22 protein-coding genes, 1 tRNA gene and 1 pseudogene are annotated in these 20,382 nt (G+C 70.2%); 12 read left to right on the top strand and 12 right to left on the bottom strand.

The annotated features are described in order from the left end of the window. The first annotated feature begins 19 nt into the window (after positions 1-19). Positions 20-328 carry a hypothetical protein gene (locus QIS99_RS12020; protein ID WP_282513211.1) on the top strand — a complete coding sequence of 103 codons (309 nt, stop codon included), beginning with the start codon at positions 20-22 and terminating at the stop codon, positions 326-328. After that, positions 328-576, top strand: a complete 249-nt coding sequence (locus QIS99_RS12015; protein WP_282513210.1) for a hypothetical protein — start codon at positions 328-330, stop codon at positions 574-576. Before QIS99_RS12020 ends, QIS99_RS12015 begins: the two co-directional genes overlap by 1 nt. Positions 577-611: 35 nt before the next feature. On the opposite strand, the gene QIS99_RS12010 is transcribed toward QIS99_RS12015, so the two are convergent. From QIS99_RS12010 to QIS99_RS11995, 4 genes are all read right to left on the bottom strand, one after another. Beyond that, positions 612-1,154: a GNAT family N-acetyltransferase gene (locus QIS99_RS12010; RefSeq protein ID WP_282513209.1), complete on the bottom strand. Its 543-nt coding sequence runs from the start codon at positions 1,152-1,154 to the stop codon at positions 612-614. Between the two features lie 309 nt (positions 1,155-1,463). Further along, a complete protein-coding gene (locus QIS99_RS12005) occupies positions 1,464-1,904 on the bottom strand; it encodes a hypothetical protein (RefSeq protein WP_282513208.1) in 441 nt (146 codons plus the stop codon). Between the two features lie 108 nt (positions 1,905-2,012). Next, positions 2,013-2,978: a GlxA family transcriptional regulator gene (locus QIS99_RS12000; protein WP_282513207.1), complete on the bottom strand. Its 966-nt coding sequence runs from the start codon at positions 2,976-2,978 to the stop codon at positions 2,013-2,015. Positions 2,979-3,142: 164 nt separating this feature from the next. After that, complete coding sequence (locus QIS99_RS11995; RefSeq protein WP_408909535.1) at positions 3,143-4,639, bottom strand: DUF445 domain-containing protein; 1,497 nt, start codon at positions 4,637-4,639, stop codon at positions 3,143-3,145. A gap of 243 nt (positions 4,640-4,882) precedes the next feature. Between QIS99_RS11995 and QIS99_RS11990 the strand changes: the two genes are divergently transcribed. Continuing rightward, complete coding sequence (locus QIS99_RS11990) at positions 4,883-6,196, top strand: SGNH/GDSL hydrolase family protein (RefSeq protein ID WP_282513205.1); 1,314 nt, start codon at positions 4,883-4,885, stop codon at positions 6,194-6,196. A 114-nt stretch (positions 6,197-6,310) separates the two neighbouring features. Here QIS99_RS11990 and QIS99_RS11985 read toward each other — a convergent pair whose 3' ends face one another. After that, positions 6,311-6,967: a DUF1707 SHOCT-like domain-containing protein gene (locus QIS99_RS11985; protein ID WP_282513204.1), complete on the bottom strand. Its 657-nt coding sequence runs from the start codon at positions 6,965-6,967 to the stop codon at positions 6,311-6,313. A 248-nt stretch (positions 6,968-7,215) separates the two neighbouring features. Here QIS99_RS11985 and QIS99_RS11980 point away from each other — a divergent pair, with 248 nt between their 5' ends. Then, entirely contained in the window at positions 7,216-9,531 is a 2,316-nt protein-coding gene (locus QIS99_RS11980; RefSeq protein ID WP_282513203.1) for a transglycosylase domain-containing protein, read from the top strand. Here the strand turns inward: QIS99_RS11980 and QIS99_RS11975 are convergent. Beyond that, positions 9,512-9,859 (bottom strand): GroES family chaperonin, encoded by a 348-nt coding sequence (locus QIS99_RS11975; RefSeq protein ID WP_282513202.1) that lies wholly within the window; start codon positions 9,857-9,859, stop codon positions 9,512-9,514. The genes QIS99_RS11980 and QIS99_RS11975 overlap by 20 nt on opposite strands. A gap of 102 nt (positions 9,860-9,961) precedes the next feature. After that, complete coding sequence (locus tag QIS99_RS11970) at positions 9,962-10,285, bottom strand: DUF3618 domain-containing protein (RefSeq protein WP_282513201.1); 324 nt, start codon at positions 10,283-10,285, stop codon at positions 9,962-9,964. A 164-nt stretch (positions 10,286-10,449) separates the two neighbouring features. Between QIS99_RS11970 and bcp the strand changes: the two genes are divergently transcribed. From bcp to QIS99_RS11950, 4 genes are all read left to right on the top strand, one after another. After that, entirely contained in the window at positions 10,450-10,917 is a 468-nt protein-coding gene (gene bcp / locus QIS99_RS11965; RefSeq protein WP_282513200.1) for a thioredoxin-dependent thiol peroxidase, read from the top strand. Positions 10,918-11,064: 147 nt separating this feature from the next. Next, positions 11,065-11,724 (top strand): HNH endonuclease signature motif containing protein, encoded by a 660-nt coding sequence (locus QIS99_RS11960; protein ID WP_282513199.1) that lies wholly within the window; start codon positions 11,065-11,067, stop codon positions 11,722-11,724. Further along, positions 11,721-12,398 carry an HNH endonuclease signature motif containing protein gene (locus QIS99_RS11955; RefSeq protein WP_282513198.1) on the top strand — a complete coding sequence of 226 codons (678 nt, stop codon included), beginning with the start codon at positions 11,721-11,723 and terminating at the stop codon, positions 12,396-12,398. Before QIS99_RS11960 ends, QIS99_RS11955 begins: the two co-directional genes overlap by 4 nt. 15 nt (positions 12,399-12,413) lie before the next feature. Continuing rightward, positions 12,414-12,491: transfer RNA gene (locus tag QIS99_RS11950), tRNA-Leu, on the top strand. 43 nt (positions 12,492-12,534) lie between these two features. Here the strand turns inward: QIS99_RS11950 and rdgB are convergent. The 4 genes from rdgB to QIS99_RS11930 form a co-directional block, all read right to left on the bottom strand. After that, entirely contained in the window at positions 12,535-13,137 is a 603-nt protein-coding gene (rdgB, locus tag QIS99_RS11945; protein ID WP_282513197.1) for an RdgB/HAM1 family non-canonical purine NTP pyrophosphatase, read from the bottom strand. A 208-nt stretch (positions 13,138-13,345) separates the two neighbouring features. Then, on the bottom strand, positions 13,346-13,741 hold the full coding sequence (locus QIS99_RS11940; RefSeq protein ID WP_282513196.1) for a hypothetical protein: 396 nt from the start codon (positions 13,739-13,741) through the stop codon (positions 13,346-13,348). Between the two features lie 89 nt (positions 13,742-13,830). After that, positions 13,831-14,583, bottom strand: a complete 753-nt coding sequence (gene rph, locus QIS99_RS11935; protein WP_282513195.1) for a ribonuclease PH — start codon at positions 14,581-14,583, stop codon at positions 13,831-13,833. Positions 14,584-14,763: 180 nt separating this feature from the next. Then, entirely contained in the window at positions 14,764-15,015 is a 252-nt protein-coding gene (locus QIS99_RS11930; RefSeq protein WP_282513194.1) for a PTS glucose/sucrose transporter subunit IIB, read from the bottom strand. A gap of 200 nt (positions 15,016-15,215) precedes the next feature. On the opposite strand from QIS99_RS11930, the gene QIS99_RS11925 reads away from it, so the two are divergent. Both QIS99_RS11925 and QIS99_RS11920 read left to right on the top strand, forming a co-directional pair. After that, on the top strand, positions 15,216-16,457 hold the full coding sequence (locus tag QIS99_RS11925; protein ID WP_282513193.1) for a PTS transporter subunit EIIC: 1,242 nt from the start codon (positions 15,216-15,218) through the stop codon (positions 16,455-16,457). A gap of 346 nt (positions 16,458-16,803) precedes the next feature. Further along, positions 16,804-18,027 (top strand): PTS transporter subunit EIIC, encoded by a 1,224-nt coding sequence (locus QIS99_RS11920; RefSeq protein ID WP_282513377.1) that lies wholly within the window; start codon positions 16,804-16,806, stop codon positions 18,025-18,027. 198 nt (positions 18,028-18,225) lie between these two features. Here the strand turns inward: QIS99_RS11920 and QIS99_RS11915 are convergent, their stop codons facing one another. Then, positions 18,226-18,978, bottom strand: coding sequence for an MBL fold metallo-hydrolase (locus tag QIS99_RS11915; RefSeq protein WP_282513192.1), 753 nt, complete (start codon positions 18,976-18,978; stop codon positions 18,226-18,228). Positions 18,979-19,349: 371 nt separating this feature from the next. Here QIS99_RS11915 and QIS99_RS11910 point away from each other — a divergent pair. Next, positions 19,350-19,712: pseudogene (locus tag QIS99_RS11910) on the top strand (XRE family transcriptional regulator); the annotation flags it as partial. Between the two features lie 164 nt (positions 19,713-19,876). Continuing rightward, positions 19,877-20,341, top strand: a complete 465-nt coding sequence (locus tag QIS99_RS11905) for a type II toxin-antitoxin system PemK/MazF family toxin (RefSeq protein ID WP_282513191.1) — start codon at positions 19,877-19,879, stop codon at positions 20,339-20,341. The last annotated feature ends 41 nt before the right edge of the window (positions 20,342-20,382 follow it).

The raw sequence follows: 20,382 nt of genomic DNA, 5'->3' as shown, positions 1-20,382 counted from the left end.
TCAAGAACCTGGAGCCCCGATGCCCACTTACCCCCTCGCCACCCCCACAGCAGCCACCGGCCTCCTCGCCGGATACGCCACAGCCCGCTGGACCAAGAAGCGTCCCCTCGGCGGTGCCGTGCTCGCTGTGGCCGGGGCGGTTGCCGCGCGGCAGTGGCAGCAACAGGCCGGAGGGAAGGTCGCGGCGGCGCTCACCGGGGCGTACGTGGCCGGGTTCGGGGCGGCGCATCCGCTGGCGAAGAAGGTCGGGGCGTGGCCGGCGGTCGGGATCGCGGCAGGTGGGGTCGCGCTGGCGTCGTGGGTGGTCGTAGACCGGAAGGGGCGGTAGTGAACGAGACGTCGGCGAAGTTCATGCCCAGTGACCGTCAAGTCATCAGTGCCGCAACCGCGTTCGTGGACGCCTGGCAGCATCTGGCGCCCACACTCACCTACGATTACGAATGCCACCTGCAGTGCTCCGAAGCCAACACGCTCGCGGAACTCTTCCGCGCGTTCGGGCGGCAGGACGTTGCCGACGAGGTGATCGCCGCGCACGCCGAGCACGACGAGCCGGGCGACTCGCACTACGTCGAGTAAGGGATGAGGGCACCCCGTAACCAACCTGGAGCCCCCTACACCACCGCCGGATGCCCAGGCGAAAGAAACACCACCACCCCGTTCCCCGCCCCCGGCAGGGGCTCCACCTCCCGCCAGCCCAAACGCCGGTAGCTCGCCACCGCCGCCTTCGCGTGGCGGGACATCGGGACCCAGGCTCGGCCCGACGGGGCGTCCGCGGCGAGTTCCGCGAGGAGGGTGCGGCCGAGGCCCTGGGGGCGGGCGGGGCGGCGGACCGCGAGCTCGTCCAACTCCAGGGCACCGACGAGGAGTTCTTCGACCCGGGCCGCGCCCAGCTGGGAGACGACCTTCGCGTAGGTCGGGGTGTCCGGGAGCGTGCGGGGCGTCAGCCGGGCGAGGGCGAAGCCGTCGATGCCGGTGCGGGACTGGGCGAGGGCGGCGCGGAAGCCGGGGCGGCGTTCCGCGTCGCTGCGGAGCCGGTAGTGGAACCGCTGAATGGTTTCCTCATCCTCGTTCCACGGGGGCGCGGAGAACACCTCGGCGTAGGTGTCCACCAGGTCTTCGGCGAGGTCCAGGACGGTCGCTCCGTAACAGATCACCGTGCGTCTCCCACTGCTCTTCGGTGGCCGCCGACCCGATGGTGTGGTGGCGGCGATTCCGCTGTGTCCCAATCTAGGTCGTTTCCGCTGTGTGTGATGGTGCGGGTGGGTTGTGGGGGTACGGATTCGCGTCTACGTGATCTTCAACTGGCCCTGGGCCAAAGGGAGATGGCCACGAGACGGGCACTTCACACGTGACGGCCGCACACAGTCTCGAACGTTCCCGGACGGGGACCGAGTCCCGTCGATTCCCGGGCGTGTCGCGACGACCGCAGCCCACACGCCTACGGCCGAGCCCGCCCGACGCGCCTACGGCCGAGCCCGCCCCGCGCGCCAACGGCCGACCGCCCGGCCCGCCAGCGCCGCACCCGTCGCCCCGCCCACGATCAGCAGCGCGAAGAACGCCCACGCCAAGGGCCACGGCGACGCGTCCGGGGCCGCGTGCGTCGACAGGGACACGTAGAGCAGGACCACCGGGGGCGCCGCGATCAGCGGGATCGTCCAGGCGAGGCGGTCGCAGGCGCCCAAGGAGGCGGCGAGGAGCAGGAGTACGGCCGCGAGCGCGGCAACTCCCGCGCCGGTGACCGGAGTCACCTCCTGCAGCGCGCCCGGCGCCTCGGTTCGGTTGCGCAGGTCCCAGGGGAGGCAGAGGAGGTACGCGCCCGCCGCGAGCGCCGCCCCCGTCGCCCGCAGCAGACCCCGCTCGGGCAGCGGCCGCAGGGCGAGAGGGCTCAGTGCGTTCGTCGTCATACGTCCAGGGTGCGGTGGGGGACGGGCCCGGCGACTGAGTACGCGTACTCAAAAAGTCACCTCCGAAGCCCGACCCGGCCCCCGGTCCCCGGTCCCGGCCCAGCTCGGCTACCGCCCCGGCCCCCGAAACGTCACCCGGTACGCCCGAGGCGACACCCCGAGCGCCGTCTGGAAGTGCTGGCGCAGGGACGCCGCCGTGCCGAAGCCCGACTCGGCGGCCACCCGGTCCACCGTGCAGTCCGTCTCCTCCAGCAACTGCCGGGCCCGCGCCAGGCGTTGCTGGGCCAGCCACTGCATCGGGGTGAGGCCAGACTCCTCCCGGAAGCGGCGGCTGAACGTACGGACGCTCATCGCCTCGCGGTCCGCCAACTCCCGGAGTGTGAGCGGCTGTTCGAGTCGGCTCAGGGCCCAGGCGCGGGCCGCGGACGTGGACGAGGAGGCCGGCGCGGCGACGGGGCGCGGGATGTACTGCGCCTGGCCGCCCTCACGGTGCGGCGGCACCACCGTACGGCGGGCCACGTCGGCGGCGACGGCCGCGCCGAAGTCGCAGCGGATCATGTGCAGGCACAGGTCGATGCCCGCGGCCTCCCCCGCGGAGGTCAGGACGCGGCCGCCGTCGACGTAGAGGACCTCGGGCTCGACCCGGACCGTGGGGTGCGCGCGGGCGAAGTGGTCCGTGGACAGCCAGTGCGTGGTGGCGCTGCGGCCGTCGAGGAGGCCGTGGGCGGCGAGGACGAAGGCGCCGGTGCAGATCGAGGCGATGCGGGAGCCGGGCGGGATCCGGTCCAGGGCCGCGGTCAGCGCGGGCGGCAGGCCGTCCGCGTACGACTCGTCCTCCTCGTGCGAGGCCGGTACGAGGACCGTGTCCGCCTCCTGAAGGGCCTCGGGGCCGTGGTCCGCGCGGATCGGGAAGTCTGCGTCGGTACGGATCATGCCGGGGGTGAGGGCGCAGGTCACCACTGAGTACAGCGGCTCGCCGTGCGTGGAGCGGGCCGAGCCGAACAGCTGGTGGACCAGGCCGAGTTCCATCGGCAGCACGCCGTGCCGGACCAGGACCGCGACCCGGTGCGGCACCCGCGCGCCGGACGGCTTCCGTCCGCCGCCAGGCGCCCTCCCCCCGGAAGGCGCCCTTCCCCCGACGGGCGCCCTCCCTCCGACAGGCGCCCTCTCCCCGGAAGACCCGCTCACGCCTGAAGACCCGCTCACGCCTGAAGACCCCCTCACGCCTGAAGACCCCCTCATGCCCCGAACGTCCGCGAGACCGTGTAGATCGCCAGGCCCGCGAGGGAGCCGACCACCGTGCCGTTGATGCGGATGAACTGCAGGTCACGGCCGATGTGGGCCTCGATCTTCTTCGAGGTGTGCTCGGCGTCCCAGCCCGCCACGGTCTCGGTGATCAGGGACGTGATCTCGGAGCGGTACGTGGTGACCACGTACACCGCCGCGTCCTCCACCCAGGCGTTCACCTTGCGCTGCAGCTCCGGGTCCGTGGCCAGACGCTGCCCGAGGGACAGCAGGGACGCCCGCACCCGCAGGCGCAGCTCGCTGCGCTCGTCCTCGGCGGCGGAGACGATCATCGCGCGTACGGAGGACCAGGCGGAGGCGATCACGTCCTGGACCTCGCCGCGGCCCAGGACCTCGCTCTTGAGGCGTTCGACGCGGGCCCGGGTGTCGCTGTCGGACTGCAGGTCGGCGGCGAAGTCGGTGAGGAAGCGGTCGATGGCGCCGCGGGCCGGGTGCTCAGGCATGTCCCGCATCTCGGTGACGAAGCGCAGCAGCTCCTTGTAGACCCGCTCGCCAACCTTGCGGTCGACGAAGCGCGGCGTCCAGCCCGGAGCGCCGCCCTCCACCGCGTCCATCACGGAGTCGGCGTGCGCGACCAGCCAGTCGTGGGCGCGGACGCACACCAGGTCGACGACGCGGTGGTGGCCGCCGTCCGCGACGACCTTGTCGAGGGTCTTGCCGAGCCCCGGGGCGATCTCGGCGGCATCCGCGCGGCGCGTGATCGCCTCGCCGACGACGGCCTGGACGTCGGAGTCGCGCAGCACGGTGAGGGCGCCGCGCAGGGCGGTGGAGAGCTCGGCGGTGACGCGGTCGGCGTGCTCGGGCTCGGCGAGCCAGGCGCCGAGCCGGGAGCCGAGGCCGACGCCGCGCAGCCTGCGCCGTACGACGTCCTCGGAGAGGAAGTTCTCGCCGACGAACTGCCCGAGGGTGACGCCGAGCTGGTCCTTCTTGGTCGGGATGATCGCGGTGTGCGGGATGGGCAGGCCGAGCGGGCGCTTGAAGAGCGCGGTGACGGCGAACCAGTCGGCGAGCGCGCCGACCATCCCGGCCTCGGCGGCCGCCGCGACATACCCGGTCCAGCCGCCCGCGCCGGCGCTCTGCGCCCACTTGGCGAGGACGTAGACGAGGGCGACGAGCAGCAGCAGGCCGGTCGCCGTGAGCTTCATCCGGCGCACGCCGCGGAACTTCTCCTCGTCGGCGGCGCTGTACGTGAAACCGGCGCCCGGGGAAGCAGGCGACCCGGCACCAGGGCCCCCGGTCCCAGGGGCAGGAGAGGCTCCGGTCCCAAGGGAAGCAGGGGCCCCGGTCCCAGAGGAAGCAGGGGCCCCGGTCCCAGAGGAAGCAGGGGTCCCGGTCCCAGGCGTGCCGGATGAGTGGCCGTTCACCGGGGAATGCTCCCTCACGCCACGTTCACCCGATTCTTCCGCCTCTTCGGCTTTCTTGCGTTCCATCCGCTCCACCGTCCGACCTGCCCCCGTCCTAACCCAGCTCCCCCGGCATCCCCGGCTTCCCCGGCCCCCCCGTCACATTGTCCCGGCGTTGCCCTTACGTGACCTACTCCTGGAACGAACCGTGAGTTCCCGGCGTCTTGTTGTCGCGGAGGGGGTGCCGTGCGCGACCTCCCTGCCCATGTACCAAGATGGGATTGTCGAACTGGAGCCCCGGGCTCCCCTGCCCGAGGAGAAAAAGGCCGCGTGACCAGGCGTAACGGTTATGCCCTACTGGCTGCCCTGGCGGCCGTCGTGGTGCTGATCTCCGCGGCCATATACGTGGGTGTGTCCGGCGATGCCCGGGACGCCGACCTGCGCGCCGGGCCGCGCCACCCGAAGAGCTCCGCCGCCCCCGCCTCCTCCGGCACCTGGGTCGGCACCTGGTCCGCCTCGCCCGCGGCCGCCGAGCCGCGCACCGAGGCCGGCTTCGCGGGCCGCTCCATCCGCAACGTCGTGCACACCAGCGTCGGCGGTACGAGCGCCCGCATCACGCTCTCCAATCTGTACGGGCGTACACCGCTGTCCATCACGCACGCCTCCATAGCCCTGGCGGCCGCCCCCAACAGCCCGGGCGCGGCCGCCAAAACCCTGCGCCGCCTCTCCTTCGGCGGCAACCACTCCGTCGTCATCGAGCCGGGCGGCAAGGCCGTCAGCGACCCGGTCAGGCTGCGCGTCCCGCACGACGCCGACCTGCTCGTGTCGACGTTCTCGCCCACCCCGTCGGGCCCGGTGACCTACCACCCGCACGCCCGGCAGATCAGCTACGTGGCCGACGGCGACCGGGTCTCGGACCTGCGCGGCGACGCGTACACCCAGCAGAGCCCGTACTGGCGCTACCTCGCAGCCGTCGACGTGCTCAGCCGTGAGGCCGAGGGCGCCGTGGTCGTGCTCGGCGACTCGCTGACCGACGGCGTGAGCTCCACGATGGGCGCCAACGCCCGCTGGACGGACGTCCTTTCGGACCGGCTGCGCGAGGAGCAGGGCGGGCCCCGCTACAGCGTCCTCAACCAGGGCATCAGCGGCAACCGCATCCTCTCCGACGGCCTCGGCCGCCCCGCCGACAACCCGAGCGGACTGTCCCGCTTCGAGCGCGACGCGCTGTCCCGTACGGGCGTCAAGGCCGTCGTCATCGCCCTCGGCGTCAACGACATCCTGCGCAACCCGGAGCAGACCTCCGCCGACGAAGTCCTCGACGGGCTGCGGGAGCTGACCCGGCAGGCGCACGAGCGCGGCCTGCGGGTGCTCGGCGCGACGCTGATGCCGTTCGGCGGGCACCGGGGCTACACACCGGAGCTGGACCAGGTCCGCCGCCAGATCAACGACGAGATCCGGGCCGGGAAGGTGTTCGACGCGGTCGTGGACTTCGACCGCGCGCTGCGGGACCCGTACGCGCCGCACAAACTGGAGGAGCAGTACGACTCCGGGGACCACCTGCACCCGAGCGACGCGGGCTTCAAGAAGATGGCGTACGCGGTCAACCTGTCAGCGTTGAAGGGTTCGGCGGCGGCGCAGCTGTGAACCCCGGCGGGGTCGGCTCACGTCGCCGTCACGGCACCCTCGACCACCGCACCCTCGACCGCCGCACCCTCGATCACCCTGCGGGCCCGTCCTCAAGCGCCGGACGGGCTGGAGTCACCGGCTGGAGTCATCCCCCAACTCCTTACGGCGCCGTTTCGCGGCCTTGCTCAGCTTCCGCTTGACCCCCACCCCGCCCCAGAACGCGAACCCCGTGACGATCACGCGCGGGGCGCCCGGCTCCGGCGGGTCCTCGCTCAGGCGCTCGTCGAAGCCGCCCATGACGCCGACGCCGCGCACCACGACCTCCACGCCCGGCGGCACGACCACATCGACGCCGCCCATGATCGCCACACAGTTGACCACGACCTCCGGCGCCTCGAACTTCGCCTCACGCAGGTCGACTTCACCGCCGCCGCAGAACGTGAAGCAGTTGAAACGGCGCGGCACGGTCCACACGCCCTTGCGGGAGAAACCCCCCATGATCGCGACCGCTCCGGCCGAGGTCCCCGCGCCGCCGATCCGCCCGGCCCACGCGCCCGCACCGGCGGCCCGCGCAGGCACCGCGGGCGGCGCGGACGCTGCGGCGGCCTCCGGCAGGTCGCGCGTCACGGGTTCCAGTTCGCCGTACGTACGCGCCTTGTACGTGACGTCCAGGCGCTCCTGGAACTCCTCCATGTCGAGCCGGCCCTCCGCCACGGCCTCCCGCAGCCGCTCGGCGACCCGCTCCCGGTCCGCGTCCGAGGCCCGCAGCTCCGGCAACTCGTCGGTCATACAAGTCAGCCTAGAGCCTGTCCCGCGGATCGGTCCCCGTACATCCGGGCCATGACCGCCCCGATGTCCGACTCCCCGACCGACAGGCCCACGACCGGGCACGCCGACGCCACCGCACCTTCGCCTCGCAGATCACGTCGAGCCGCGCGCTGCCCGAACACGACGCCGATGCGGCGCGATCGCGGTGGAACAGTGTCCAATAGGTCGTACGAGGGATGTATCCAGGCGAAACGGGAGTTCCGGAAGACATGAGCGACGAGCCCGACGAGCCTCAGCAGCCTCAGGCGCCCCTCAAGCCTCAGGCGCCCCAGGCGTCGGCCGGGGACGGCAGGCAGAACCTCACCCGCAGACAGGCCAAGCAGCAGTACAAAGCAGCCCGCACAGCAGACCGCAAGGCCAAGCGCAAAGCCTCCGGCCGGCGGCGGATCCTCCCCACCTGGCGCATGCTCCTCGGCGCCTTCCTGCTGCTCTGCCTCCTCATCGGCGGCGGCCTCGTCGCCGGCTACCTCCTCGTCGACATCCCGCCCGCCAACGCCGCCGCCACCAAGCAGAGCAACGTCTACCTCTACGCCGACGGCTCCCCACTAGCCCGCGACGGCGAGGTCAACCGCGAGAACATCCCGCTCAGCCAGGTACCCAAACACACCCAGCACGCCGTGCTCGCCGCCGAGGACCGCGACTTCCACTCCGAGTCCGCCGTCGACCCGCAGGCCATGCTCCGCGCCGCCTGGAACACCCTCACCGGCAAGGGCAAACAGTCCGGCTCCACGATCACCCAGCAGTTCGTCAAGAACTACTACCTCGGCCAGGAACAGACGGTCACCCGCAAGGCCAAGGAATTCTTCATCGCCATCAAACTCGACCGCCAGGTCAGCAAGAACGACATCCTCCTCGGCTACCTCAACACCAGCTACTTCGGCCGCAACGCCTACGGCATCCAGGCCGCCGCCCACGCCTACTACGGCAAGGACGCCGAACACCTCACCGTCGCCGAAGGCGCCTACCTCGCCACCCTCCTCAACTCCCCCAACGCGTACGACGTCTCCGCCCACCCCGAGAACAAGTCCCGCGCCGTAGGCCGCTGGAACTACGTCCTCGACGGCATGGTCAAGGAGAACTGGCTCCCCCAGGCCGACCGCGCCGCCATGAAGTTCCCCGACCCGAACCCCGCCAAGGCCCCCTCCGGCCTGTCCGGCCAGCGCGGCTACGTCGTCAAGGCCGTCGAGGACTACCTCGCCGAGCACAAGATCCTCGACACCGACACCCTCGCCAAGGGCGGCTACCGCATCACCACCACCCTGCAGAAGCCCCGCCAGGACGACTTCGCCGAAGCCGTCGAGGACCAGCTCCTGTCCCAGGTCGACCCGGAAGCCCGCAAGGTCGACGGCCACGTCCGCGCGGGCGGCGCCGCCATCGACCCCACCACCGGCGAGGTCGTCGCCATGTACGGCGGCATCGACTACACCAAGCAGTACGTCAACAACGCCACCCGCCGCGACTACCAGGTCGGCTCCACCTTCAAACCGTTCGTCTTCACCGCCGCCGTGCAGAACCGCTCCACCACCCAGGACGGCCGCCCCATCACCCCGGGCACCGTCTACGACGGCACCAACCAGCGCCCCGTACAAGGCTGGCCCGGCGGCACCTACGCCCCGGAGAACGAGGACCAGCGCTCCTACGGAGACATCACCGTCAGCGCCGCCACCGAGCTCTCCGTCAACGCCGTGTACGCGCAGATGGCCGTCGACGTCGGCTCGGACAAGGTCGCGCAGACCGCGGTCGACCTGGGCATCCCGGCCACCACCCCCGACCTCACCGCCTCCCCGTCCATCGCCCTCGGCCCGGCCACGGCCAGCGTCCTCGACATGACCCAGGCGTACGCGACCCTCGCGAACCACGGCGAGCACGGCGCGTACACCCTCGTCGAGGAGATCACCAAGCACGGCGAGCGCATCGCGCTGCCCGCGCGGGAGAAACGGCAGGTCGTCAGCCGCGAGGCCGCCGACACCACCACGTCGATCCTGCAGAGCGTCGTCGAGAACGGCACCGGCACCGCCGCCCAGGCCGCGGGCCGCCCCGCCGCCGGCAAGACCGGCACGGCCGAGGAGGACAAGGCCGCCTGGTTCGCCGGCTACACCCCCGAGCTCGCCACGGTCGTCGCCGTACTCGGCCAGGACCCGAACCCGCCCTACGGCCAGACCCCGCTGTACGGCGCACTCGGCCAACCCCGCATCAACGGCGGGGCCTACCCGGCGCGCATCTGGGCCCAGTTCACGCGCAACGCCCTGCAGGGCCGGCCGGTCCAGGGCTTCGACCTCATCCTGGAACCGGGCGCGCAGCAACCCCCACTACTGCCCCCGGAGTCCGAGCCGGAGCAGGAACCCCCGCCTGAGCAGCAACCCCGGCCTCAGCAGCAACCCCGGCCTCAGCCGGAACCCCAGCCGGAGCAGCAACCCCAGCCGGAGCAGGAACCCCAGCCGGAGCAGCAACCCCAGCCTCCGCTTCAACCCGAGCCGACCGGCGGCGGCACCCCATCCCGACCACCTACAGGTACAACCCCGTAGAGTCCTCCGACCCCTCGAAGCGGTCCGCCGCCACCGCGTGCAGATCCCGCTCCCGCATCAGCACGTACGCCACACCCCGCACCTCGACCTCGGCCCGGTCCTCCGGGTCGTACAGGACACGGTCGCCAGGCTCCACCGTCCGGACGTTCTGCCCGACGGCGACCACCTCGGCCCACCCGAGCCGCCGCCCCACGGCCGCGGTCGCGGGGATGACGATGCCGCCCGTGGACCGCCGCTCACCCTCCGCGATATCGGTGCGGACGAGGACGCGGTCGTGCAGCATCCGGATGGGCAGCTTGTCGTGGTGTTCCTGGCTGTTGGCGCTCACACCCCGAACCTACCTGCCGACACCCGCCCCGTACGCCGCCGGGTCAGCCTTTCCTGCGCGGCTCAGCCTTTCCTTCGCCGAGTCAGCCTTTCCTGCGCCGGGTCAGCCTTTCCTGCGCCGGGCCAGGGCGATCAGGCCCACCACCCCGACCACGGCGAGCGCCGCCGGAACGACCCGCTCCATCCGGGGCGCACCCTCGGCGTCCACGAACTGGGCCTTCACATCACTCACGGCACGATGGGTGGAGACATACGCACGGCCGAGGGTCTGGTCCATGGTGCTCGCGACACGCGCCTTGGCGTCCCCGACGACCGTCTTCGGGTGCACCCGCACCCCGATCTCGTCGAGCGTCTCGGCCAGCTGGGCGCGCCGCCGCTTGATGTCCGCCTCGATCTCAGCGGGGGTCCTGGCCTGAGCTTCCGACACCGCGCGCCTCCGTGTCATCGTGTTCGGTCTCTTGATCAGTCGCTGATCGCTTTCCGTCCTGATGGACAGTCTGTCAGCTCCGCGCCGAACGCACCGCACAGCACCCCCCATTACGCTCTCCGGTACGCCCGGACGTACCGACCCACCTCCTGAGGAGACCGAAGATGAGCGAGCGCCTGCAGCCCGGCGACACCGCCCCCGCCTTCACCCTGCCCGACGCGGACGGCAACGAGATCTCGCTCGCGGACCACAAGGGCCGCAAGGTCATCGTCTACTTCTACCCGGCCGCCCTGACCCCGGGCTGCACCAAGCAGGCCTGCGACTTCACGGACAACCTCGACGCGCTCACGGCCGCCGGGTACGACGTCATCGGCGTCTCCCCCGACAAGCCGGAGAAGCTCGCGAAGTTCCGCGAGAAGGAGAACCTCAAGGTCACGCTGGTCGGCGACCCGGACAAGACGGTCCTGGAGTCGTACGGCGCCTTCGGCGAGAAGAAGCTGTACGGCAAGGTCGTCACCGGAGTCATCCGCTCCACGGTCGTCGTCGACGAGGACGGCAAGGTCGAGCACGCCTTCTACAACGTCAAGGCGACGGGCCACGTGGCGAAGATCATCCGCGACTTGGGCATCTGAGCGCCCTCCCGCTTTTACGGAACGGCCCGCACTTGGAATTCGCCCAAGTGGTGCGGGCCGTTCCGCATTTCGGCCGTAACCATCCGATATTCGGTTCGTTACTCCGTGCGATACCGCGAACACGCGGCCGACACGGGAGGGCAACCGATGAGGGCAAGCAGTCCGTACACGAAGGAACGGCTGGAGGAGGCGGCGAAGGGGGCGCGGACGTTGTCGGAGGCGTTGGAACGGCTGGGAGTCGACCCGAAGAGCTCCAGGCGCCGCTACATAGCGGAGCGCATGAGGAAGCTGGGCGTGGACACGTCCCAGTTCGAGCGGGAAGGGGTGAAGTGGACCCGGGAAGTCCTGCAAGCTGCGGTCTCGGCGTCCACGCACATGTGCGACGTGCTCCGGCACCTCGGCCTGGATGTCGTGGGCGGTCACCACACGCACATCAGCCGCAGGATCAAGGCTTACGGGATCGACACCTCGCACTTCCGGGTACCGTCACGCCGCGGCGAGACACGGCGGGCTCGCACTCAGGGGGCGCTACTCGTCGCGCAACCCGTCGAGGGCGCGCGACGCATTCAAAGCGACCGCCTCAAAAGGGCGATGACCTCCTTGGGCATCCCGGAGCAATGCGCCCGCTGCGGTGTGAAAGCGGTATGGCGAGGTCACCCGCTCCCTCTCGAAGTCGACCACATCGACGGCAACTGGCGGGACAACAGGATAGAGAACCTACGAATCCTGTGCCCCAACTGCCATTCCACAACGGACAATTACCGCGGTCGCGGGAAGGGACGCAGCAACCGGGGCGGTGCCTCATGAGCCGGGGGGTGCAGTACACCCGCGAGCTGCTGGCCGAGGCTGCCGCTCAGTGTTCCGACATCAACCAGGTCATCGCCTTCCTCGGCACCCGGCCGTACGACAACCTCAGCCGCTACCTCTTCCGTCGCTTCGACCACTTCGGGATCGACGTCTCGCACATGCCCCGCAGGGCGGGCCTGGCCGCCAAGCCACCTGCCGACGAACTCCGCCTCGCGGTAAAGGAGGCAACTTCCGTAGCCGGTACCCTCCGCTCCCTGGGGCTGGCTCCTTACGGGACACGCCAACGCGACCTCTTCCGCGAGTGGATCGCCGAGGACAACCTCGACACCTCGCATTTCCTCGGACAGGCACATCAGCGCGGAAAGCCTGGGTCGGCCAGAAGCGCGGACAAGATCCTGGTCCGTCACGACGGGCGAAGTCGGACGAAAACCCGCCTGCTGCGCCGGGCACTCCGCGAGATAGGCGTACCGGAGAAATGCGCCGAATGCGGCACCGGCCCCGAATGGCTCGGCGACCCCATGACCCTGGAGGTCGACCACATCAACGGCGACTGGAGCGACGACCGACAGGAGAACCTGCGGTTGCTGTGCCCCAACTGTCATGCGGTCACTAGTACGTGGTGTCGAGGAGGTCGACATCAGGCCTCGGCACCACAGGCCCGCAGCGACCAGTAAGGTAGACGGCGCCGCGGGCCCGTATCCCAGCTGGCAAGAGGATGCCCGTTTAGATCGGGTATGTCGTGGGTTCGAGTCCCACCGGGCCCACCACGCGAAGGGCGCCACCAGCGGGTGGCGCCCTTCGTCGTACAGCTCACCCCAACAACTCCCGAACCACCGGCACCAGCGCCCGGAACGCCTTCCCCCGATGGCTGATCGCGTTCTTCTCCTCCGCGCTGAGCTCCGCACACGTACGGCTCTCCCCCTCCGGCTGGAGGACCGGGTCGTAGCCGAAGCCCCCCGAGCCCGCCGGCTCGTGCCGCAGCGTGCCGCGCAACTGTCCCTCGACGACGCGTTCCGTGCCGTCCGGGAGGGCGAGGGCCGCCGCGCAGGCGAAGTGGGCGGCGCGGTGGGGTTCGGCGATGTCCGACAGCTGGGCCAGGAGCAGTTCCAGGTTCGCGGTGTCGTCGCCGTGGCGGCCGGCCCAGCGGGCGGAGAAGATGCCGGGGGCGCCGCCGAGTACGTCGACGCAGAGGCCGGAGTCGTCGGCGACGGCGGGGAGGCCGGTGGCGCGGGCGAGGGCGTGGGCCTTGAGGAGGGCGTTCTCGGCGAAGGTGACGCCGGTCTCCTTGACGTCGGGGATGTCGGGGTAGGCGTCGGCGCCGACGAGGTCGTGCGGGAGTCCGGCCTCGGCGAGGATGGCCTTGAGCTCGGTGATTTTTCCGGCGTTGCGGGTGGCGAGGATCAGGCGTGTCATGCGTCGATTATCGGCGCGTGGGAGGAGTGCAGGAGCGAGGGGGCGCAGGAGCGAGGCGTGCAAGGGCGGGGCCTGCAAGGACGAGGCGTGCAAGGACGGGGCTTGCAAGAGCGAGGCGTGCAGGGGCGAGGCGTACGAATGGGCGGGCGGTGGCGGGCCCGCCAGGTGCCCGTCACCGCCCGCCCGTGCGCGGGGTCCTGCGGATGCGCTACGGCTTGCAGGCCTTGGTGAGTTCGCCGGTGGCGTCGGTGACGCCGGAGATGTCGGGGGTCGGGTCGCCGTTCTCGATGGCCTTGCGGACCTCGTCGACGGACTTGCTGAGGTCGTCGACGGCCTTGCCGACGTCGGCGTTGTCGGTCTTGTCGCCGATCTCGCCGAGGTTCTTGTCGATCTTGTCGAGGGCCTTCTCGGCTTCGAGCGGGTTGTCGGCGGCGTTCTCCACGGCTTGCTGGAGATCGGCGGCGCTGTTCGCGATGGCGTCGGCGGTCCGTACGCAGTCGAGTGCTGTGTCGACGGCGCCGCAGCCGATGGCGAGCGGCGTGACGAGGGCCACTGTTGCGGTGGCGAGGGCGATGCGTGCGGTACGTCGGCGGCGCGGAGCCATGAACGGTTCCTCCCTGGCTGTGCCCGGGCGGGCGGCGGGTCGCCGTGTTCCCGGGCTGGTGTCGTACCTGTGAGAACGCGTGGTGGGGCTCAGTTGGTTGCTGTGCCGGGTGTGATCGTTGCCTCCAGGGCCTTGCGCTGGTGGGCGGTGAGTTCGTCGCAGCCGGCGACGGCGAGGTCGAGGAGGGCGTTGAGTTCGTCGCGGGCGAAGGGTTCGGCTTCGGCGGTGCCCTGGACCTCTACGAAGCGGCCGTCGCCGGTGCAGACGACGTTCATGTCGGTGTCGGCCTTGACGTCTTCCTCGTAGGCGAGGTCGAGGAGGGGGATGCCGTCGACGATGCCGACGCTGACGGCGGCGACGGTGCCGGTGAGGGGTTGTGCCTTGGCGCGGATCAGCTTCTTGGACTGGGCCCAGGTGACGGCGTCGGCGAGGGCTACGTAGGCGCCGGTGATGGCTGCGGTGCGGGTGCCGCCGTCGGCCTGGAGGACGTCGCAGTCGAGGACGATGGTGTTCTCGCCGAGGGCTTTGTAGTCGATGACGGCGCGGAGGCTGCGGCCGATGAGGCGGCTGATCTCGTGGGTGCGGCCGCCGATCTTGCCGCGTACGGACTCGCGGTCGCCGCGGGTGTTGGTGGCGCGGGGGAGCATGGAGTATTCGGCGGTGACCCAGCCTTCGCCGCTGCCCTTGCGCCAGCGGGGGACGCCTTCGGTGACGGAGGCGGTGCAGAAGACCTTGGTGTCGCCGAAGGAGACGAGGACGGAGCCTTCGGCGTGCTTGCTCCAGCCGCGTTCGATGGTGACTGGGCGGAGCTGTTGCGGCGTGCGGCCGTCGAAGCGAGACATGGCGTCGAGCCTATCGCCCGTGGGGTTGTTGCCCTCCGGGCGGGCCGAAGGCCCCGTGCCTGCTTGGTCGGTGGCGGCCGAAGGCTCCGTGCCTGCCTGGTCGGTGGCGGGCCGAAGGCCCCGTGCCTGCCTGGTCGGTGGCGGGTGCGGGGCCTTCGGGGGTGGTGAGCCGGGGTCGGCTCACATCATGTCTTCGATGTCCGCGGCGATGGGGTCGGCGTCGGTGCCGATGACGACCTGGATGGCGGTGCCCATCTTGACTACGCCGTGGGCGCCGGCGGCCTTGAGGGCGGCTTCGTCGACGAGCTCGGGGTCGTGGACTTCGGTGCGGAGGCGGGTGATGCAGCCCTCGACTTCGTCGATGTTGTCGATGCCACCGAGGCCGGCGACGATCTTCTCAGCCTTACTGGCCATGTCCTTCTCCCTGCTCATACGGGCTTGTTCGGCCCACCCTGGTCCGGTCTGCACGGTAACCCACGTTTGGCGCACGTTCGCGGGCGTTGGCCCATTGAGTGCCGAATGATGGCGCTCATCGGCGACCGCCGGGGTCGTCCGGCAGCACGACGATGCTCGCACTGGTCTACACCAGTTTCGGACGACCGCCAAACGTGGCTCGTTCCGGGAGGGACTGCATGAGTTCGGAAAGCTCCGCGGCAAGGCCCAGGCCGGCCAAGAGCTGGAAGCAGGTCGTCCTCGGCGGGCTCCAGAAGCTGGGGCGCAGCCTTCAACTCCCGGTCGCCGCGCTGCCGGCGGCGGGTGTGCTGCTCCGGCTCGGCCAGGACGACGTGTTCGGCAAGGACGGTCTGGGCTGGAACAAGCTGGCGGCGATCTTTGCGGGCGCGGGTGGCGGCATTCTCGACAACATGGCGCTGCTGTTCTGTGTGGGTGTCGCGATCGGTTTCGCGAAGAAGGCGGACGGGTCGACGGCGTTCGCTGCGGTGGTCGCGTACCTGGTGTTCAACAACGTGCTGATCAAGGCGTTCGAGGACGATGTGACGGGGAAGCCGGTCGCCCCGGGGGTGCTCGGCGGTGTGGTGGTCGGTCTGATCACGGCGAAGGTGTGGGAGAAGTACCACCGGACGCGGCTGCCGGACTGGTTGGGGTTCTTCAGCGGGCGTCGGTTCATTCCGGTGCTGATGTCGTTTCTCAGCGTGGTGCTGGCGGTGGTCTTCGGGTATGGCTGGCAGCCGATCGGTGATGCGTTCAATGCGTTCGCGGAGACGCTGTCGAGCTGGGGTGCGTGGGGTTCGGGCATCTTCGGGGTGATCAACCGGGCGCTGATCCCGTTCGGTATGCACATGCTGTTGAACACGTTCGCGTGGTACCAGTTCGGCAGTTATACGACGCCGGAGGGCGAGGAGGTGCACGGTGACGTGTTCCGGTTCCTTGCGGGTGACCCGGAGGCGGGCATGTTCACCACCGGCTTCTACCCGATCATGATGTTCGCGCTGCCCGCGGCCTGTCTCGCGATCGCGCACTGTGCTCGGCCGGAGCGCCGCAAGGCGACGCTCGGCATGATGGCGTCGCTGGCGCTCACGTCGTTCGTGACGGGGGTGACCGAGCCGATCGAGTTCTCGTTCGTCTATCTCGCGCCTGCGCTGTACGGGATCCACGCGTTGCTCACGGGTGCCTCGATGGCGGTGACGTGGGCGCTCGGCATCCGGGAAGGCTTCACGTTCTCGGCGGGCCTGTTCGACTACGTACTGAACTGGAATCTCGCGACGAAGCCGGTGCTGATCATTCCGGTGGGTCTGTGTTTCGCGGTCGTGTATTACGTGTTGTTCCGCATTGTCATTACGAAGTTCGACCTGAAGACGCCGGGGCGGGAGTCGGACGAGGAGATTGAGGAGATGGAGCGGGAGAACTTGAAGTGAGGTAGGGCATGTCCGGCGGGGGTGGCCGGGGAGGTCGTACGACGGAATCTTGCGGGGCCGAGGGCCTGGATCGCGCGCGGCAGTCCGGGCCTTTCGTCATGTCCGGGCCCTTCGTCATGTATGCCGGTTCGTTACCGGGTGGGCCTCGGCCAGGGTTCCTTATCCCGCGCTCACCGTGTTACAACAGGTCTACACCACTATTGGTGTAGACCACGCGGCCTGTGGCCGTGGTCCCCTGAGCGACGCCGCCGTCCCCACATGCCCCCTGGCGGCGCCATGCCCACTGGAGGAAGTTGTGTCCACGGCTGCCGCACCTGCGGCCGACAAGAAGAAGGGCGCGGGCCTGATGTCCGTGCTCCAGCGCATCGGCCGCAGCCTCATGCTCCCGGTCGCGGTCCTGCCGGCCGGCGCGCTGCTGGTCCGCCTGGGCGCGGACGACATGCTCGGCAAGGAGTCCCTGCCGGACTTCGTCAACCAGATCGCCGGCTATATGGCGGCGGGCGGCGGCGCGCTGCTCGACAACATGCCGCTGCTGTTCGCCGTGGGCATCGCCATCGGCTTCGCGAAGAAGTCCGACGGCTCCACGGCGCTCGCGGCGGTCACCGGCTACCTGGTCTTCCAGAAGGTGCTCGCCACGTTCACGGACCCGAACCTGCCGAAGGTGGAGCAGGTCGTCGACGGCAAGGTCGCCCTTGTCGAGGCTCCGGTGGACGCGAAGGTGCTCGGCGGTGTCGTGATGGGCATCGTGGTGGCGCTGCTGTACCAGAAGTTCTACCGGACCAAGCTGCCGGACTGGGCGGGCTTCTTCGGCGGCCGCCGCCTCGTCCCGATCCTGTCGGCCTTCGCGGGTCTGGTCATCGGCATCCTCTTCGGTTTCATCTGGCCGGTGCTCGGCGCGGGTCTGCACAACTTCGGTGAGTGGCTGGTCGGTTCGGGTGCGGTCGGGGCGGGCATCTTCGGTGTCGCCAACCGTGCGCTGATCCCGGTCGGCATGCACCATCTGCTCAACTCCTTCCCGTGGTTCCAGGCGGGTTCGTACGAGGGTCCCGACGGCACGGTGAACGGTGACATCGCGCGCTTCCTCGCCGGTGACCCGAGCGCCGGGCAGTTCATGACGGGCTTCTTCCCGATCATGATGTTCGCCCTCCCGGCGGCGTGCCTGGCGATCACGCACTGTGCGCGTCCTGAGCGCCGCAAGGTCGTCGGCGGCATGATGTTCTCGCTGGCGCTCACGGCGTTCGTCACGGGTGTCACGGAGCCGATCGAGTTCACGTTCATGTTCATCGCGCCGGTCCTGTACGCGATTCACGCGGTGCTCACGGGTGTCTCGATGGCGCTGACGTGGGCGCTCGGCATGAAGGACGGCTTCGGCTTCTCGGCGGGTGCCGTGGACTACGTCCTCAATCTGGGCATCGCGTCCAACCCGTGGGGCCTGGCCCTGGTGGGCCTGTGCTTCGCGGTCGTCTACTACGTCGTCTTCCGCTTCGCGATCACGAAGTTCAACCTGCCGACGCCTGGCCGGGAGTCGGACGAGGAGCTGGCGGAGCTGCAGAAGGCTGAGGGCAAGTAGCTCCGGCGCCGCCGAACCGGGCGAGGGCCCGGCCGTTGCGATCGACTCGCGATCGACGGCCGGGCCCTCGTGCCGTTCCGGGGAGGTTCTTTTCCAGAGCTCGTACGTCCTTTTCCAGAGCTCGTACGTCCCTTTCCAGAGCTCGTACGTCCCTTTCCAGAGCTCGTACGTCCCTTTCCAGAGCTCGTACGTCCCTTTCTAGAGCTCGTACGTCACACCGGGCGCCGCCAGCTCGACCGGCCCGTCGTACACCGCGCGGGCGTCCGTCAGGTTGATGCTGGGGTCCGTCCACGGGGGAATGTGGGTGAGGACGAGGCGGCGCGCGCCCGCGCGGCGCGCGGTCTCGCCGGCCTCGCGGCCGTTGAGGTGCAGGTCCGGGATGTCTTCCTTGCCCGCGGTGAAGGAGGCCTCGCAGAGGAACAGGTCGGCGCCCTCGGCGAGTTCGTCGAGGCCGTCGCAGACCCCGGTGTCACCGGAGTACGTGAGCGTCTTCCCGCCGTGCTCGACGCGGATCGCGTACGCCTCCACAGGGTGGGCGACCTTCTCGGTGCGCACGGAGAACGGGCCGATCTCGAAGGCGGCCGGCTTCAGCGTGTGGAAGTCGAACACCTCGCTCATCGACGAGGCGGACGGGGTGTCCGCGTACGCCGTGGTCAGGCGCTGTTCCGTGCCCTCGGGGCCGTAGACCGGAAGCGCGTCGCAGCGGCCGCCCTCGTGCCGGTAGTACCGGGCGACGAAGTAGCCGCACATGTCGATGCAGTGGTCGGCGTGCAGATGGCTGAGGAAGATCGCGTCGAGGTCGTAGAGACCGCAGTGGCGCTGCAGCTCGCCCAGGGCGCCATTGCCCATGTCGAGGAGCAGCCGGAAGCCGTCGGCCTCGACGAGGTAGCTCGAACAAGCCGAGTCCGCGGACGGAAACGAGCCCGAGCAGCCGACGACGGTGAGCTTCATGGAGCGGGAACCTCCGTGCTGGCAGGAAGGACGGGGGTTGTGCGGTCCGTCGAGCGTAAGGCGCAAAACCCCGCCTCACTCCTCCGGGCCGGGTGGTTGTGGGGGAACTCACCTGACGGGCGCTGCCATCCGGGTTACGTGGGGCTCAGCCGTTCGACGCGGGACTGGAGGGTGTGTTCAGGGCACTCCGGCAGCCCCGGTCGACGCGTCCTGCTCGATGCAGTCCTGCCCGATCAGTGCTGCCCGATCAGCCCTGCCCGTCCATGAGTCCCGTCTGCACCAGCGGGTTCCCGCGGCGGCGTGAGACGAAGGTGCCGCGGCCCGGGGGCATGGGGCGTGGGCGTACGTTGCCGAGGATGTCGCCCTCCGCCGCAGGCTGCCGTATCCGCATCTTGTTGGGTGACCCGGAGTGCCAGACCACCCGGGACCGCGAAACCATCGAAGCCGTGGCGCTGACCGTCTCCACGCGCATCCGCATGACGCTGGACGAAGTGGCGCGGCTCGGACCGCTGGACGGGCTCGAAGTGCGGTTCAGTGACGCCGAGGACGCCGTGCATCACGTATCCCTGTCGACGTTCCGATTCGACGATTCGGCGCTCGTGACGCCTCATCTGGCCCGCCTCGTAGGCCACGACTCCCCGCTGCTGCACCTGTGCAGGGCGGAGGCAGGCGGCGTGTTCGACCGATTCGCGGAGTCCTCCGAGGAACTGTGGAGCCGGGGGCGACCGGTCTGAGCGGCTGCCGGACGGGCCTGGACCGGCGGGCTGGCGGGCTCCGAGGGCCGTCCGGCAGGTCCACGCGCCGTGGCTTGCGGGCGGATACTTCGTGGCGGAACGCAAGGCATAGCAAGCAGGAGCAAGGCGTCGCGGGAGGGTGGGGGCGCCGGTACCGTCGGGGCATGGACACGTCGTGGTGGCTTGCGCTCGCTGCTGTCGTGGCCGTTGCCCTGGTCGCCGCGGTCGTGGACGGCCTGGGGCGTTTCCGTGCCGGCGCCCGTGCGCGGCCCGGTGGCCGCGGGCGTCCGCCGGCCGGGCCGCGGGTGCTGCCGAAGCGGCGGCCGCAGGCGCGGGAGATCTGGTGGGCGATGGTTCCGTACGAGGACGGGCCGGGGGAAAAGGACCGGCCCTGTCTGGTGCTGAGTGTGCACGGGAAGCGGGCCCTCGTCGCGAAGATCACCAGCAGATACCACGACGAGCGGGCCGGGGTGATCCCGCTGCCGCCCGGTTCGGTCGGCGACGCGCACGGGCGGCCGAGTTTCCTGGAGACGGACGAGTTGCGGGAGGTCCCGTTGTGGGACTTCAGGCGCCGGGTCGGGATCGTGGACCCGGCGCTCTGGGATCAGGTCAAGTACCTGGTGGAGTAGGGGCCGGGCGGGGGGGGGGGGGGGGGGCCCCCCCCCCCCCC

Source organism: Streptomyces solicavernae (assembly GCF_029968095.1).
Lineage (GTDB): Bacteria > Actinomycetota > Actinomycetes > Streptomycetales > Streptomycetaceae > Streptomyces > Streptomyces solicavernae.
The sequence above is the reverse complement of the archived record's forward strand: the minus strand, read 5'-3'. Positions and strand labels throughout refer to the sequence as shown.

Coding starts and splice junctions, on each gene's coding strand:
- QIS99_RS12020 (WP_282513211.1), top strand. CDS start 20: ATGCCCACTTACCCCCTCGCCACCCCCACAGCAGCCACCGGCCTCCTC.
- QIS99_RS12005 (WP_282513208.1), bottom strand. CDS start 1,904: ATGACGACGAACGCACTGAGCCCTCTCGCCCTGCGGCCGCTGCCCGAG.
- QIS99_RS11995 (WP_408909535.1), bottom strand. CDS start 4,639: ATGGAACGCAAGAAAGCCGAAGAGGCGGAAGAATCGGGTGAACGTGGC.
- QIS99_RS11985 (WP_282513204.1), bottom strand. CDS start 6,967: ATGACCGACGAGTTGCCGGAGCTGCGGGCCTCGGACGCGGACCGGGAG.
- QIS99_RS11980 (WP_282513203.1), top strand. CDS start 7,216: ATGAGCGACGAGCCCGACGAGCCTCAGCAGCCTCAGGCGCCCCTCAAG.
- bcp (WP_282513200.1), top strand. CDS start 10,450: ATGAGCGAGCGCCTGCAGCCCGGCGACACCGCCCCCGCCTTCACCCTG.
- QIS99_RS11960 (WP_282513199.1), top strand. CDS start 11,065: ATGAGGGCAAGCAGTCCGTACACGAAGGAACGGCTGGAGGAGGCGGCG.
- QIS99_RS11955 (WP_282513198.1), top strand. CDS start 11,721: ATGAGCCGGGGGGTGCAGTACACCCGCGAGCTGCTGGCCGAGGCTGCC.
- rdgB (WP_282513197.1), bottom strand. CDS start 13,137: ATGACACGCCTGATCCTCGCCACCCGCAACGCCGGAAAAATCACCGAG.
- QIS99_RS11940 (WP_282513196.1), bottom strand. CDS start 13,741: ATGGCTCCGCGCCGCCGACGTACCGCACGCATCGCCCTCGCCACCGCA.
- rph (WP_282513195.1), bottom strand. CDS start 14,583: ATGTCTCGCTTCGACGGCCGCACGCCGCAACAGCTCCGCCCAGTCACC.
- QIS99_RS11930 (WP_282513194.1), bottom strand. CDS start 15,015: ATGAGCAGGGAGAAGGACATGGCCAGTAAGGCTGAGAAGATCGTCGCC.
- QIS99_RS11925 (WP_282513193.1), top strand. CDS start 15,216: ATGAGTTCGGAAAGCTCCGCGGCAAGGCCCAGGCCGGCCAAGAGCTGG.
- QIS99_RS11920 (WP_282513377.1), top strand. CDS start 16,804: ATGTCCGTGCTCCAGCGCATCGGCCGCAGCCTCATGCTCCCGGTCGCG.
- QIS99_RS11915 (WP_282513192.1), bottom strand. CDS start 18,978: ATGAAGCTCACCGTCGTCGGCTGCTCGGGCTCGTTTCCGTCCGCGGAC.
- QIS99_RS11905 (WP_282513191.1), top strand. CDS start 19,877: ATGGACACGTCGTGGTGGCTTGCGCTCGCTGCTGTCGTGGCCGTTGCC.